Raw genomic sequence first — 12640 nt, 5'->3', positions numbered from 1 at the left:
GTCGTGTTCGGAGTTCTCCAGATCGATGAACAAATGTGGGAGGGGCTTGCCCCCTTCCACATGGACAGCATTTAAAATCTGTCAGCGGGTTTGTACGACAACCTTTCCAACTGCCTTGCGCTGCCCCAGGTCATTAATCGCCTGGGCCGCCTGCTCCAGCGGATACACCTGCGACACCAACGGCTTCAACCTGCCCTCGGCATACCACCCAAACAACTGCTGAAAGTTCGCCGCATTATCCTGCGGCTGGCGCTGGGCAAACGAGCCCCAGAACACCCCGACCACCGCCGCGCCCTTGAGCAATGCCAGGTTCACCGGCAGTTCAGGAATGCGCCCGCTGGCAAACCCCACCACCAGCAGCCGGCCGTTCCAGGCGATGGCGCGCACGGCCTGATCAAACAGATCGCCGCCCACCGGGTCGTAGATCACATCGGCGCCATTGCCATCGGTCAGGCGCTTGACCTCGTCCTTGAGGCTGGCTTCGCTGTAGTTGATCAACTCATCGGCGCCGGCCGCCTTGGCCACCGCAAGTTTGTCGGCGCTGCTGGCGGCGGCGATCACCCGGGCGCCCATGGCCTTGCCGATTTCCACGGCGGCCAGGCCCACGCCCCCGGAAGCGCCAAGCACCAGCAGGGTTTCGCCGGGTTGCAGGTTGGCGCGCTGTTTGAGCGCGTGCATCGAGGTGCCGTAGGTCATGCTGAAGGCGGCAGCGGTGTTGAAGTCCATGCTTGGCGGGATCGGCAGCACGTTATAGCCGGGCACTGCAACCTGCTCGGCAAAGCTGCCCCAGCCTGTCAACGCCATCACGCGGTCACCGACTTTCAGGTGGCTGACTTTCTCACCCACTTCACTGACCACGCCCGCCGCTTCGCCACCGGGTGAAAACGGAAAGGGCGGCTTGAACTGGTACTTGCCCTCGATGATCAGGGTGTCCGGGAAATTCACCCCGGCCGCGTGCACGTCCAGCAGGATCTCGTTCTTCTTGATCGCAGGGCTCGCGATTTCTTCCAGCACCAGGGTTTCGGCGGGGCCGAAGGCTTTGCACAGCACAGCTTTCATCGGACTATTCCTTTTGGCGTCGTGGCCGATAAGTGTAGGAGGGTACGCCCGCGGGTCAACGAGCATGCCCGGGCCTGATAAGCCGCCATAAGCTTGTGCTCAGCCTTGCTAGCGTTATGCTACCGGGCAACCGAATTCGAGGAATGAACTGTGAAAGCGTGGATCCTGTTGATGCTGGCCCTGACGTTGCCGATGGCAGCCCAGGCCGAAGAAGCCAAGGAAGGTGAGGCGCCGAAGGTCAGCTATATCAGCCTGACGCCACCGTTTGTGGGCAACTACGGCCTGGATGGCACGGCGAAGCTCAAGGTGTACAAGGCTGATATCGCTCTGCGTGTGACCGGCCCTGAAGCTGCTGCTGCGGTCAAAGCCAACGACCCGTTGATTCGCAACCAACTGGTGGCGCTGTTCACCCAGCAGACCAATGAGGCCATGAGCACTGTTGAAGGCAAGGAAAAACTGCGCCAGGAAGCCCTGAAGCAAACCCAGCAAGTAATGAACGATGAGACCGGCAAGCCGGTGGTTGAGGATTTGTTGTTCAATAACTTGATTATTCAATAAGTGCAGACTTACCACGCCCGCGGCTGGTTTGTCGGCCGCAGGTGGGTAGATATTATTCAAATGGGCAGATTTATAGTTTTGCGGACAGTTGCACTCGGGCCATTCTGTATCGCCTGGAATATGAAATCAAAATTATATGATCGCGAAGTTGTTTGAGAGCTTGAACCCCAAAGCACCCATCTGTTGATCGCTGTTGGATTTACACTTAAGGGTGATAAGTTAGGTGCTGTGATATTAAATGTCGAAGATGCCGGCTGGTATGACGCTTTGAGATAGTAGTTTAAGGTTCTAATTAAGATTGTCGGCGAGCCCGGAGCGATAAGAGAATACTCGAACTCTATCGAACCTTCGAATCCCCATGGTGCATACGCGCCAGATACCACCATTTTCGTCGCAGTGGTGGTTGGGGCGCTTGTAGTTTCGGCAGGAAGTTCGATGTAGTTTTCATTGGGGGCTTGTGTGTCCGCCATGATGAATCTCCGTTAAGTGATGGGTATGAAAAAGTTGCTAAGGCTTTGATTCTTCCGCAGCAAATTTTTATATCGTCAGTAGAGTTCTCTGGAGCGGAATTTACTACTGTCATAAATGACAGTTGTTTAGGCTATATAGAAATAAGCATGGGTTTTTTAGTGTTTTTTTGGCGCTAATAATTCAAGCGTCAAGACAACAACGTACTTCTGAATCTCGCCAACGCCACCGCAAAAAACACCAAGCCAATCCCCGTCAGCGCCAACAAGTCCGGCCACACCACGCTCAGCCCCGCATCCCTGAATAGAATCGCCGCACTCAAGCTCACAAAGTGCGTCGACGGCGAGCCCTGCATCACCCACTGCAACCATTCGGGCATGCTGTCGAGCGGCGTACTGCCGCCAGAAAGCAACAGCATCGGGATGATCACCGGGATCGCCAGCAAGCCGAACTGCGGCGTCGAGCGGGCGAGGGTGGCGAGGAAGATGCCCAGCGCCGTGCTCGCAAACAGATACAGCGCCGTCACCAACAGGAATAGGCTCATGGAGCCGGCCAACGGCACGCCGAGCAAGCCTTTGACCACCAGTTCCAGGGACAGCCATGTACACAAGACCACCACCAGCATGTTGCTCCAGATTTTTGCCAGCATGATCTCCAGCGCGGTCAGGGGCAGCACCAGCAGGTGGTCGAGGGTGCCGTGTTCGCGTTCGCGCAGCAGGGCGGTGCCGGTCAGCACGATGGCGAGGATGGTGATGTTGTTGACGATCTGGATCACCGCCAGGAACCAGCCACCTTCCAGATTGGTATTGAACAGCGCCCGGGTAGTCAGCAGGGCGGGGGCTTTGCCGGCAGCGTCGGCCTGGCCGCTGTAGGTCAGCAGTTCGCGTTGGAAAATCCGCCCGATGTAACCGGCGCCCATGAAGGCCTGGCTCATTGCCGTGGCATCGACGTTCACCTGCACGCCCGGCTGGCGCCCCGCCAACAGGTCGGCCTGGAAATTCGCCGGTACATTGACGACGAAGGTGTACTGGCCGCTGTCCATGACCTTGTCCAACTGGTCGTAGGCCAGTGGCGCCGGCGCCTGGAATTCTGGTGGCTGCAGGGCCTCGGCCATTTGTCGCGAGAGCGCACTGTGATCTTCATCGACAAAGGCCACGCTGGCGTTGTGCACGCCAATCACCGAGCCGGCAGCGGGCATATAGATCGCCACGGTGAAGGCGTAGAACAGAAACAGCAGCAACACGCTGTCGTGGCGCAGGCTGGTGAGTTCCTTGAGCCCCAGGCGCAGGATATGGGCGAGTTTGTGCATCAGGCCTCCTGCTTCTTGAGCATCACCAGGCTCAGCCCGGTGAAACCGACGAAAAACCCGAACAACGCCAGGCACTGCGGCCACAACTGGCGCAGGTCCAGGGCCTTGGTGAAGGTGCCCACCGCAATATCCAGGAAGTGCCCGGCGGGGAACAGCATGCCCATCAGTGCCGCCGCGCCTTCCAGGGAGGAGCGCGGCACGATCAGCCCGGAAAACTGAATGGTCGGCAGGCTGGTGATGATCATGGTGCCGAGGATCGCTGCGATCTGGGTGCGGGTGAATGCCGAGATCAACAGGCCCATGCTCGTCGTCGCCAGCACGTACAGCAGGCCACCGAAAGCCAGGGTCAAGCCGCTGCCTTTGAACGGTACACCGAACAACCAGCGGTTCATCGCCACCAGCAGCGCCAGGTTGACCAGGCTGACGGCCAGGTAGGGCGCCTGTTTGCCCAGCAGGAATTCCAGGCGTGTCAGCGGCGTGGCGTAGAAATTGGTGATCGAACCCAGCTCTTTTTCGCGCACGATGCCCAGGGCGGTGAGCATCGCCGGGATAAATGCCAGGATCAGCGCCATCACGCCCGGGCCGATAGCGTTCACGCTGACCACGTCCTGGTTGTAGCGAAAGCGTGTTTCCAGCTTGACCGCGGCTTGCGTGCTGCGGGGCAGGCTGCTCAATTCGGCCAACTGCTGGAGATTGCCTTGGTGTACCGCTTCGATGTAGTTACGGCTGGTTTCGGCGCGAAACGGCATGCCGCCATCGATCCATGCAGCCACGGTCGGTTGGCGCCCGGCGTACAGGTCGCGGCCAAAACCTGGCGGGATCTCCAGGGCCAGTTTGATTTCCGAGCGTTGCAGGCGCCGGTGCAATTCGTTGGCGTCGCGGATGGGGGCTTGCTCGGCGAAATAGCGTGAACTGCGAAATGCTTCCAGGTAGGCGCGGCTTTGCGGAGTGTGGTCTTGGTCGTAGACGGCGAAGGCGAGGTTTTCCACATCCAGGGAAATGCCGTAGCCGAAGATCACCATCATGAACATCGCCCCGAGCAAGGCGAAAGCCATGCGTACCCTGTCGCGCAGCAACTCCTTGCCTTCGCGACTGGCCACGGCCAACCACCGTGCCAGGCTGAAGCCGCTTTTGCTCACCGGCGGCGCGTGGGTGTCGTTAACGGTTGCACGGGGGGCGGCGGGTTCGGGTTCACCTTGGGCCTGTTCCAGGCAGGTGACGAAAGCCGCTTCCAGGGTGTCGCCGTGGAACTGCTGTTGCAGCGCCTCGGGTGTGTCGCAGGCCAGCACTTTGCCGGCATGCATCAAGGAGATGCGGTCGCAGCGCTGGGCTTCGTTCATAAAGTGGGTGGACAGGAAGATGGTCACACCTTGTTCCCGCGATAACTCGATCAGCAACCGCCAGAAATCATCCCGCGCCGCCGGGTCGACGCCCGAGGTGGGCTCATCGAGGATCAGCACTTCCGGGCGATGCAGCACCGCAACCGCCAAGGACAAACGCTGGCGCAGGCCAAGGGGCAACTCGCCGGAGGGCTGCTCGGCCACTTCACCGAGGTCGAAGCGTTGGATCAGTTCATCTATACGCGGGCCGCTGTCGGCCTTGGGCAGGTCAAACAGTTGCGCATGCAGCACCAGGTTCTGGCGCACGCTCAGCTCGCCATACAGCGAGAAGCTTTGCGACATGAAGCCCACGCGCTTGCGGGTCGCCAGGTCCTTGGCGTCTACCGGTTTGCCCAGCAGGATTGCACTGCCCTCGGTGGCCGGCATCAGCCCGGTCAGCACTTTCATGGTGGTGGTCTTGCCGCAACCGTTGGAACCGAGGAAGCCGAAGATCTCGCCGCGGCCAATGTCAAAGCTGACCTTATTCACCGCGGTGAAATCGCCAAAGCGCAGGGTCAGGTCGTGGGCCTGGATGGCGATATCGGTGTTGCCGCCCGTGCGTGGTGGAATCACCAGTGGTTGGTTGTCGTGGGCGCTGTCGCCCTGAAAGTGAGTAAAGGCTTCATCCAGCTTGCCGCTGGGCGTAATCGTCGCCAGTTCGCGGCTCAGCCCATCGGCGATCAACCTGCCACGGTCGAGCATCAGGCAATGCTCGAATTGCTCGGCCTCTTCCATGTAGGCGGTGGCCACCAGCAGCGTCAGTTGCGGGCGTTCACTGCGTACGCTGTCGACCAGCTCCCAGAACCGCCGGCGTGACAGCGGGTCGACGCCGGTAGTGGGTTCGTCGAGGATCAACAGGTCCGGATCATGGATCAGCGCGCAGCACAGGCCGAGCTTCTGCTTCATACCCCCAGAGAGCTTGCCCGCCGGGCGCTCGGCAAAGCGTGCGAGGTCGGTGGCGAGCAACAGGTTGTGCATGCGCTGGTCGCAATCGGCTTTCGACAGGCCAAACAAGGTGGCGAAGAAACGGATGTTTTCGCTGATGGACAACTCGGGGTACAGGTTACCGCCCAGACCCTGGGGCATAAAGGCGATGCGCGGGTACAGGCTGTTGCGATGGCGACGGTCTTGGATGGAACCGCCGAGCACCTGCAACTGGCCGTCCTGCAGCTTCTTAACCCCGGCGATCAATCCCAGCAGGCTCGACTTGCCGGCGCCGTCCGGGCCGATCAACCCGCAGCGGGTGCCGGCCGGCAGGCTGAAGGCAATGTCGAGCAGTGCCTGTTGCTTGCCGTAGCGGTGGTTGATCCCCGTGGAGTGCAGCGCCAGGCCGCTCATTGCAGGTTGGCCGGCCAGTCGATATCGGCTGTGCGCACATAACCCGCGCCGGGCATGCCCGGCTTGGCTTGCGGCACGGCACTGGGTTGAGTCAGGTGCAATTTGACGCGGAACACCAGTTTCTGCCGCTCATCGCGGGTTTCCACTTCCTTGGGAGTGAACTGGGATTTGGCTGCGACAAAACTGATTTTGGCCGGCAACGCCTGCTGGGGCAGGGCGTCGAGCAGAATGCGCGCTTCACTGCCGACGGTCAGGCGACCGGTGACGGAGGCGGGCAGGTACAGGTTCATGTACTGGTCATTGGGGTCAATCAGCAGCAACACGCGCCCACCCGCGCCGAGCACTTCACCTGGCTCGGCCAGGCGCAACTGGATGATGCCGTCGATGGGCGCACGCAGGCTGCTGTCATCGATTTCGCTGGTGAGCTGGGCGACCTGGGCCTGGGCCGCACCGATGGCGGCCTTCACTGCGTTGACTTGGGCTTGGGCCGCGATCACCGCTGCATTGCCGGTGTTCTGGCGTGCTTGCTGTTGGTCGATCAACTGGCTGCTGGCGAAGCCGCGCCGGTACAGCTCCTGGGTACGCCTGAGTTCCTGGTTGGCCAGCAATTGCTCGCTTTGGCGCAACTGCACGTTGGCTTCGGCGGCGGCGAAGTTTTCCTTGGCGCGCAACACCTCGGCTTCGGCTTGGGCGCGTTGGGCTTCCAGGGTGCGGGTGTCCATACGCGCCAGCAGCTGGCCCTTGAGCACTTTGTCGCCTTCATCCACGCGTACTTCGGCCAGGCGCCCGGGGATCTTGGCGGCGATCTGCACTTCGGTGGACTCCAGCCGCCCGTTACCCATGCTCAAGCCTTCGGGCAGGCGGTCCTGGGTCGAGCGCCAGTAACCAAAGGCCCCGGCCCCCAGCAACAGGACGATCAGGGCGAAGGCGAAAAGACGGGAGGTGCGGTGGTTCGTAGACATGGCTGCATCCTGCGGCGTTAGCGTTCCAGTGTGACGGGTTTACCCCGTGAGGGTCTTGATATCGGTCAGTTAAAGCAGATGAAGGATGGCCGCCCACTGTTCAGGCGTGACCGCCATGACCGAAAGCCGGCTGCCTTTCTGCACCAGCGGCATTTCGGCAAGGGCGGTTTGCTGCTTCAAATCGCCCAGGCTCAGCACCTTGGGGAAGGTTTTGACGTGGGCCACGGTGATTGCACTCCATGGATTTTTCTCCGCCTTGGCCTTGGCGTCGAAATAAGGACTGTCCGGTTCCAGGGCAGTAGGGTCCGGGTAGGCGGCCTCGATGATTTTGCCGATACCGGCAATACCGGGCTGCGGGCAACTGGAGTGATAGAAGAAAAACTCATCGCCCACGGCCATCGCCCGCAGAAAGTTGCGCGCCTGATAGTTACGCACCCCATCCCAGCGCGCTTCGCCGAGCGTTTCCAGGCCGTTGATGGAGAGTTCGTCGGGCTCGGATTTCATCAGCCAGTAGGCCATTTTGGGGCTCCTGAAAAAGGCATTGGGCAAGTTGTCGGGCAATTCCATCACAAACCGACAGTCGGTTGGCGTCAAGGTTTGCGTGTTGGATCACGTTGCCGCAGAATGCGCGCTTTTAGGCTTGACGCAGCTGCAACGGACTACTTTGGAACGTTGTTGTCATCGTGTACGAGGTGCCTGAAGGGGGGCAATCGATGCAACGTAAACCGGATTTACTATGGATTTTGGTTATTTTGTTTGGTCTGGGCGTCGTGACCACCGGTTATGCCCAGAGCCTGTGGTCGAACAAGACCGATGCACCGGTTGAACTGGCTCAGCAGCAGCCACAACCGTTCAAGCGTTAACTCGAAGCATTAACTAAGGCGCCGCTGTTTCCAGCGGCGTTTCTGCGACATACCACTGCTTATCGGTCACTGTCCCCGCCAACGGCACATCCCAGCTTGCCTGCGCCAGTCGCCCGACTTTCTGGCATTCGTGGGCCAGCCCCAGCAGCGTTGGCTTGCGCCAGCTATAGCGGCGGGCCAGATAGGCCAGGCTACGGTCGTAGAACCCGCCGCCCATGCCCAGGCGCCCGCCCGCATCATCGAAGCCCACCAGCGGCAACAGCACCAAATCCAGCGCCCAGACCTGGCGTTGGCGATGGGCATTGACCCGTGGCTCAAGAATGCCAAAGCGGTTGGGCAACAACTTTTCCCCAGGCCGCACGCGCTGGAACACCATCTTGGTGCGCGGCCAGGCGCTCAGTACCGGCAGATAGGTGGCCTTACCCCGGCGCTGGGCTGCACGCAGCAGCAAGCGCGGATCGATTTCACCGTCCGTCGGTAGATATAAGGAAATATGTTTGGCCCGGCGAAACAGCGGGTGCTGTGCCAGTTGCCGATACACCCCAAGGGCGGCCTGGCGCTGCTCGCTCGGCGTGAGTGCCCGGCGGGCCTTGCGCAACATGCGTCGAAGTTGCGGACGGGAAAGCGGCGCAGGTTCGGTCATGGTTTTTCGGCTCATAAAACAATGCCAGTCCTGGGACTGGCATTGAGTTTGGAAATTCAGGCTCCCCGACAGAGCCGCTGTCGACTTAGCCCTTGAACCCGAAAGTTCAAGGTGGAAGAAGCAGTAGGCTTTAAGGCTTTCCGTCTAGCGGACATGCACACCAGCCCAACGTGCAACTTCCAGGGTAGTGCGAATCGGCTCAGGGACATCGCCGACTGGCAAACACGCCAGGGAGTGACGCGAGTATACCTTAAACCGACTCGGCAATCAGCCCTTGGGTGCGTCTGAGTCGGTAGAAAGCACCAGATCCACGCGCTCCAGCAGGTCGCGTACCTGCTCGCGGGTCGAGCCGCTGGCCTGCACGTCAGGGCGTTCCTGCTTATGCAGCAGATCGTGGGTGATATTCAACGCGGCCATCACGGCGATGCGGTCGGCGCCGATGACTTTGCCGCTGCTGCGGATTTCACGCATCTTGCCGTCCAGATAGCGGGCAGCACTCACCAGGTTGCTGCGTTCTTCCTGGGGGCAGATGATCGAATATTCTTTGTCGAGGATCTGCACAGTTACGCTATTGCTTGAACTCATGAGTCTTGCTCCAGGGCCTTCAGGCGCGAAATCATCGATTCGACCTTACGCCGGGCGATTTCGTTTTTTTCAATGAGGTGAGCGCGTTCCTCGCGCCAGGTCTTTTCCTGAGCTAATAGGAGTCCGTTTTGACTCTTTAGTTGCTCGACCCGATCAATTAGCAGTTCGAGTCTGGCCATCAGCGCTTGCAGGTCGGTGTCTTCCATTGGGTTCCACTGGATTTGTCTGATGAATGGCAACTGCAGGATAAACGATCTGACGCCCTCGATAGTCTTGGTGCGTCTGCCGGTGCTAGGATACAGCGCTCCATTCTAGACATTGCGCCGTCTGGCGCCTAGCTCACCATGCCCATTCAGAATTCCCCGTACGACGCTTTTTCCAAACTGCTGAGCACCAGCGGTCACCCCTGCTCGCCTGCCGAACTGCACGGCGTGCTGTTGGGCCGCAGTTGCACCGGTGTGGGCTTTGATGCAGACAACTGGCTGGCTGATGTAGCCGAGCTGCTGGAAACCGAACCCAACGAAAACGTGCGCAACGCGTTGATTGGCCTGCAAGAGATGGTCAAGGGCGAGCTGACCGGTGACGACGTCACCGTGGTCCTGCTGCTGCCGACCGATGACGCGCCGCTCACCGAGCGCGCTGCCGCCCTGGGCCAGTGGTGCCAGGGTTTCCTCCACGGTTTCGGCGTTAACGCCGGCGGCCTGGAGCTGAGCACCGACGCCAAGGAAGTGCTGCAGGACCTGGCAGCCATCTCCCAGGTGCAAGATGCCCTGGAAGAATCCGAAGACGGCGAAGGCGACTACATGGAAGTCATGGAATACCTGCGCGTCGCGCCGTTGCTGCTGTTCACCGAGACCCGAAAGTCCGCTGAACCGGTCGCGGCCAAGCCGTTGTTGCACTAAGAAAGGAAGCCCATCTGCCCATGATTCATATCCCCAAAGCGGAATACACCCGTCGCCGCAAGGCGCTCATGGCGCAGATGGAACCCAATAGCATCGCGATCCTGCCGGCCGCCGCCGTGGCCATTCGCAACCGCGATGTCGAGCATGTGTACCGCCAGGACAGCGACTTCCAGTACCTGAGCGGCTTCCCCGAACCCGAAGCGGTGATCGTGCTGATGCCCGGTCGCCAGCACGGCGAATACGTGTTGTTCTGCCGTGAGCGCAACGCGGAGCGCGAGCTATGGGATGGCCTGCGCGCCGGCACTGAAGGCGCGATCCGCGATTTTGGCGCCGACGACGCATTCCCTATCACAGATATCGACGACATCCTGCCCGGCCTGATCGAAGGCCGCGACCGGGTATATTCGGCCATGGGCAGCAACGCCGAATTCGACCGGCATGTGATGGAGTGGATCAACGTGATCCGTTCCAAGGCGCACCTGGGCGCCCAGCCACCGAACGAATTCGTTGCCCTGGATCATCTGCTCCACGATATGCGCCTGTATAAATCGGCGGCAGAAGTGAAGGTGATGCGCGAGGCGGCGCGAATTTCCTGTGCGGCCCACGTGAAGGCAATGCAGGCCAGCCGTGCCGGGCTGCATGAGTTCAGCCTGGAAGCCGAGCTGGATTACGAATTCCGCAAGGGCGGTGCGAAAATGCCGGCCTATGGCTCCATTGTCGCCGCCGGGCGCAACAGCTGCATCCTGCATTACCAGCAGAATGACGCGCTGCTCAAGGACGGCGACCTGGTGCTGATCGACGCTGGTTGTGAGATCGACTGCTACGCCAGCGACATCACCCGCACCTGGCCGGTCAACGGCAAGTTTTCGCCCGAGCAAAAGGCGATCTACGAGATTGTGCTGGCCTCCCAGGAAGCCGCCTTCAAGCAGATCGCGCCGAACAAACATTGGAACCAGGCCCACGAGGCGACCGTGCAGGTCATCACCGCCGGGCTGGTGAAGCTGGGGCTGCTGCAAGGTGACGTCGACGAGCTGATCGCCAGCGAGGCTTACCGCGCTTTCTACATGCACCGCGCCGGCCACTGGCTGGGCATGGATGTGCATGATGTGGGCGAGTACAAGGTCGGCGGTGAATGGCGGGTGCTGGAAGTCGGCATGGCCTTGACCGTGGAGCCGGGCATCTATATTTCCCCGGATAACCAGAACGTGGCAAAGAAATGGCGTGGCATTGGCGTACGCATCGAGGACGACGTGATAGTGACCAAGCAAGGCTGTGAAATCCTGACTGGCGGCGTGCCCAAGACCGTTGCCGAGATCGAAGCGCTCATGGCGGCTGCCCGATGAGCCGGGTCAACCTGGCAATCATCGGCGGCGGCCTGGTGGGCGCCAGCCTCGCCCTGGCGTTGCAGGCCGGGGCCAAGACGCGGGGTTGGAAGATCGTGTTGATCGAGCCCTTTGCGCCGGGTGACAGCTACCAGCCGAGCTACGATGCGCGCTCTTCGGCGCTGTCGTTTGGCGCTCGCCAGATTTACCAGCGCCTGGGCCTTTGGCAGGCCATCTCTCGGCGTGCCGAGCCGATCAAGCAAATCCATGTGTCGGACCGTGGGCGTTTCTCCACGGCACGTTTGTCCGCCATGGAAGAGGGCGTGCCGGCCCTGGGCTATGTAGTGGAAAACGCCTGGCTCGGCCAATGCCTGTGGCAAGGCCTGGACAAGGACGTGGTGAGCTGGCGCTGCCCGGCGCAAGTCACACGCATGGAACCACTGCCCGATGGCTATCGCCTGACCCTCAACGATGAAACCGTGCTGGAGTGCGACCTGGCGGTACTGGCCGATGGCGGCCGCTCCGGTTTGCGTGAGCAACTGGGCATTGGCGTGAAAACCCGGCCCTACAACCAGAGCGCACTGATCGCCAACATCACTCCGAGCGAAGCCCACAATGGCGAAGCGTTCGAGCGCTTTACCGATGAAGGGCCGATGGCCTTGCTGCCGCTGCCGGACAACCGTTGCGCGCTGGTCTGGACCCGCATCGGCATGGACGCCCAGCGCCTGGCCAGCCTTGACGAGCGCAGCTTCCTGAGCGAATTGCAGGGTGTGTTCGGGTATCGCCTGGGCACCCTCAAGCAGGTGGGTGCCCGTCACCTGTACCCGCTGACCCTGGTGGAAGCCGAAGAGCAAGTGCGCTCGCACCTGGCGGTGCTTGGCAATGCGGCGCACAGCCTGCACCCGATTGCCGGGCAGGGCTTCAACCTGTCCCTGCGCGATGCCAATGCCTTGGCCGAGGCGTTGCTGGCCGGGCCGGCCGTGCCGGGCGACCTGACGACCCTGCAAGGCTATCGCGAGCGCCAGCGCCTGGACCAGCAACTCACCGTGGGTTTCTCCGACCAGGTCACGCGCCTGTTTGGCAGCGGCCAGCCGCTGATGGCGCTGGGTCGCAACCTGGGCCTGCTGGGCCTGGACCTGTTGCCGCCGGCCAAACGCTGGTTCGCTCGCCAGGCCATGGGCCTGGGCACGCGCGCCGATGTCTGAACCGGCCCACTACTTTATCGGCGGCGTGTGCCGCACACGAGACAAGG

Annotated in this window: 14 protein-coding genes and 1 other RNA gene; 5 read left to right on the top strand and 10 right to left on the bottom strand. The window is 61.0% G+C overall.

Annotated features, from left to right (window positions below; genetic code table 11):
- Nucleotides 1-81: 81 nt before the first annotated feature.
- Nucleotides 82-1059, bottom strand: coding sequence for an NADPH:quinone oxidoreductase family protein (locus BLU48_RS27020; protein ID WP_057022757.1), 978 nt, complete (start codon nucleotides 1057-1059; stop codon nucleotides 82-84).
- A gap of 150 nt (nucleotides 1060-1209) precedes the next feature.
- On the opposite strand from BLU48_RS27020, the gene BLU48_RS27015 reads away from it, so the two are divergent.
- The gene (locus BLU48_RS27015) at nucleotides 1210-1617 is read left to right on the top strand and encodes a flagellar basal body-associated protein FliL (protein ID WP_057022758.1); all 408 of its coding nucleotides are present in this window, start codon (nucleotides 1210-1212) and stop codon (nucleotides 1615-1617) included.
- A gap of 56 nt (nucleotides 1618-1673) precedes the next feature.
- On the opposite strand, the gene BLU48_RS31895 is transcribed toward BLU48_RS27015, so the two are convergent.
- The 5 genes from BLU48_RS31895 to BLU48_RS26995 form a co-directional block, all read right to left on the bottom strand.
- Nucleotides 1674-2087 carry a hypothetical protein gene (locus BLU48_RS31895; RefSeq protein ID WP_124356351.1) on the bottom strand — a complete coding sequence of 138 codons (414 nt, stop codon included), beginning with the start codon at nucleotides 2085-2087 and terminating at the stop codon, nucleotides 1674-1676.
- Between the two features lie 188 nt (nucleotides 2088-2275).
- Nucleotides 2276-3394, bottom strand: coding sequence for an ABC transporter permease (locus BLU48_RS27010; protein WP_057022759.1), 1119 nt, complete (start codon nucleotides 3392-3394; stop codon nucleotides 2276-2278).
- Nucleotides 3394-6111, bottom strand: coding sequence for a ribosome-associated ATPase/putative transporter RbbA (rbbA, locus tag BLU48_RS27005; protein WP_057022760.1), 2718 nt, complete (start codon nucleotides 6109-6111; stop codon nucleotides 3394-3396). Before rbbA ends, BLU48_RS27010 begins: the two co-directional genes overlap by 1 nt.
- Nucleotides 6108-7073: an HlyD family secretion protein gene (locus tag BLU48_RS27000; RefSeq protein ID WP_057022761.1), complete on the bottom strand. Its 966-nt coding sequence runs from the start codon at nucleotides 7071-7073 to the stop codon at nucleotides 6108-6110. The genes rbbA and BLU48_RS27000 overlap by 4 nt, the downstream gene beginning before the upstream one ends.
- Before the next feature lie 69 nt (nucleotides 7074-7142).
- Nucleotides 7143-7592 carry an EVE domain-containing protein gene (locus tag BLU48_RS26995; protein ID WP_057022762.1) on the bottom strand — a complete coding sequence of 150 codons (450 nt, stop codon included), beginning with the start codon at nucleotides 7590-7592 and terminating at the stop codon, nucleotides 7143-7145.
- Between the two features lie 194 nt (nucleotides 7593-7786).
- Between BLU48_RS26995 and BLU48_RS32085 the strand changes: the two genes are divergently transcribed.
- Nucleotides 7787-7936, top strand: a complete 150-nt coding sequence (locus tag BLU48_RS32085; protein WP_010207387.1) for a hypothetical protein — start codon at nucleotides 7787-7789, stop codon at nucleotides 7934-7936.
- A 13-nt stretch (nucleotides 7937-7949) separates the two neighbouring features.
- Here the strand turns inward: BLU48_RS32085 and BLU48_RS26990 are convergent, their stop codons facing one another.
- The 4 genes from BLU48_RS26990 to BLU48_RS26975 all read right to left on the bottom strand — a co-directional run bounded on the left by BLU48_RS26990 (nucleotide 7950) and on the right by BLU48_RS26975 (nucleotide 9370).
- A complete protein-coding gene (locus tag BLU48_RS26990; protein WP_057022763.1) occupies nucleotides 7950-8579 on the bottom strand; it encodes a 5-formyltetrahydrofolate cyclo-ligase in 630 nt (209 codons plus the stop codon).
- Nucleotides 8580-8637: 58 nt separating this feature from the next.
- Nucleotides 8638-8816, bottom strand: a non-coding RNA gene (ssrS, locus tag BLU48_RS26985) — 6S RNA.
- A 30-nt stretch (nucleotides 8817-8846) separates the two neighbouring features.
- Nucleotides 8847-9164, bottom strand: a complete 318-nt coding sequence (locus BLU48_RS26980; RefSeq protein ID WP_005792389.1) for a cell division protein ZapA — start codon at nucleotides 9162-9164, stop codon at nucleotides 8847-8849.
- A complete protein-coding gene (locus BLU48_RS26975; protein ID WP_003177365.1) occupies nucleotides 9161-9370 on the bottom strand; it encodes a TIGR02449 family protein in 210 nt (69 codons plus the stop codon). Before BLU48_RS26975 ends, BLU48_RS26980 begins: the two co-directional genes overlap by 4 nt.
- Nucleotides 9371-9508: 138 nt before the next feature.
- Between BLU48_RS26975 and BLU48_RS26970 the strand changes: the two genes are divergently transcribed.
- The 3 genes from BLU48_RS26970 to ubiH are packed head-to-tail and all read left to right on the top strand — an operon-like array spanning nucleotide 9509 to nucleotide 12593.
- Entirely contained in the window at nucleotides 9509-10066 is a 558-nt protein-coding gene (locus tag BLU48_RS26970; RefSeq protein WP_057022764.1) for a YecA/YgfB family protein, read from the top strand.
- 20 nt (nucleotides 10067-10086) lie between these two features.
- On the top strand, nucleotides 10087-11409 hold the full coding sequence (gene pepP, locus BLU48_RS26965; RefSeq protein WP_057011354.1) for a Xaa-Pro aminopeptidase: 1323 nt from the start codon (nucleotides 10087-10089) through the stop codon (nucleotides 11407-11409).
- Nucleotides 11406-12593, top strand: a complete 1188-nt coding sequence (gene ubiH / locus BLU48_RS26960; protein WP_057022765.1) for a 2-octaprenyl-6-methoxyphenyl hydroxylase — start codon at nucleotides 11406-11408, stop codon at nucleotides 12591-12593. Before pepP ends, ubiH begins: the two co-directional genes overlap by 4 nt.
- Nucleotides 12594-12640 lie beyond the last annotated feature (47 nt).

The organism is Pseudomonas synxantha (genome assembly GCF_900105675.1).
Taxonomy (GTDB): Bacteria; Pseudomonadota; Gammaproteobacteria; order Pseudomonadales; family Pseudomonadaceae; genus Aquipseudomonas; species Aquipseudomonas synxantha.
Note: the sequence above shows the minus strand (reverse complement) of the source record. Positions and strands in the feature narration are given on the sequence as shown.

What these genes read in the sequence shown, in the direction of transcription:
- BLU48_RS27020 (WP_057022757.1), bottom strand. Translation starts at nt 1,059, where the DNA reads ATGAAAGCTGTGCTGTGCAAAGCCTTCGGCCCCGCCGAAACCCTGGTG.
- BLU48_RS27010 (WP_057022759.1), bottom strand. Translation starts at nt 3,394, where the DNA reads ATGCACAAACTCGCCCATATCCTGCGCCTGGGGCTCAAGGAACTCACC.
- BLU48_RS32085 (WP_010207387.1), top strand. Translation starts at nt 7,787, where the DNA reads ATGCAACGTAAACCGGATTTACTATGGATTTTGGTTATTTTGTTTGGT.
- ubiH (WP_057022765.1), top strand. Translation starts at nt 11,406, where the DNA reads ATGAGCCGGGTCAACCTGGCAATCATCGGCGGCGGCCTGGTGGGCGCC.
- BLU48_RS26970 (WP_057022764.1), top strand. Translation starts at nt 9,509, where the DNA reads ATGCCCATTCAGAATTCCCCGTACGACGCTTTTTCCAAACTGCTGAGC.
- BLU48_RS27000 (WP_057022761.1), bottom strand. Translation starts at nt 7,073, where the DNA reads ATGTCTACGAACCACCGCACCTCCCGTCTTTTCGCCTTCGCCCTGATC.
- BLU48_RS26990 (WP_057022763.1), bottom strand. Translation starts at nt 8,579, where the DNA reads ATGACCGAACCTGCGCCGCTTTCCCGTCCGCAACTTCGACGCATGTTG.
- BLU48_RS26980 (WP_005792389.1), bottom strand. Translation starts at nt 9,164, where the DNA reads ATGAGTTCAAGCAATAGCGTAACTGTGCAGATCCTCGACAAAGAATAT.
- BLU48_RS26995 (WP_057022762.1), bottom strand. Translation starts at nt 7,592, where the DNA reads ATGGCCTACTGGCTGATGAAATCCGAGCCCGACGAACTCTCCATCAAC.
- pepP (WP_057011354.1), top strand. Translation starts at nt 10,087, where the DNA reads ATGATTCATATCCCCAAAGCGGAATACACCCGTCGCCGCAAGGCGCTC.
- BLU48_RS26975 (WP_003177365.1), bottom strand. Translation starts at nt 9,370, where the DNA reads ATGGAAGACACCGACCTGCAAGCGCTGATGGCCAGACTCGAACTGCTA.
- BLU48_RS31895 (WP_124356351.1), bottom strand. Translation starts at nt 2,087, where the DNA reads ATGGCGGACACACAAGCCCCCAATGAAAACTACATCGAACTTCCTGCC.
- rbbA (WP_057022760.1), bottom strand. Translation starts at nt 6,111, where the DNA reads ATGAGCGGCCTGGCGCTGCACTCCACGGGGATCAACCACCGCTACGGC.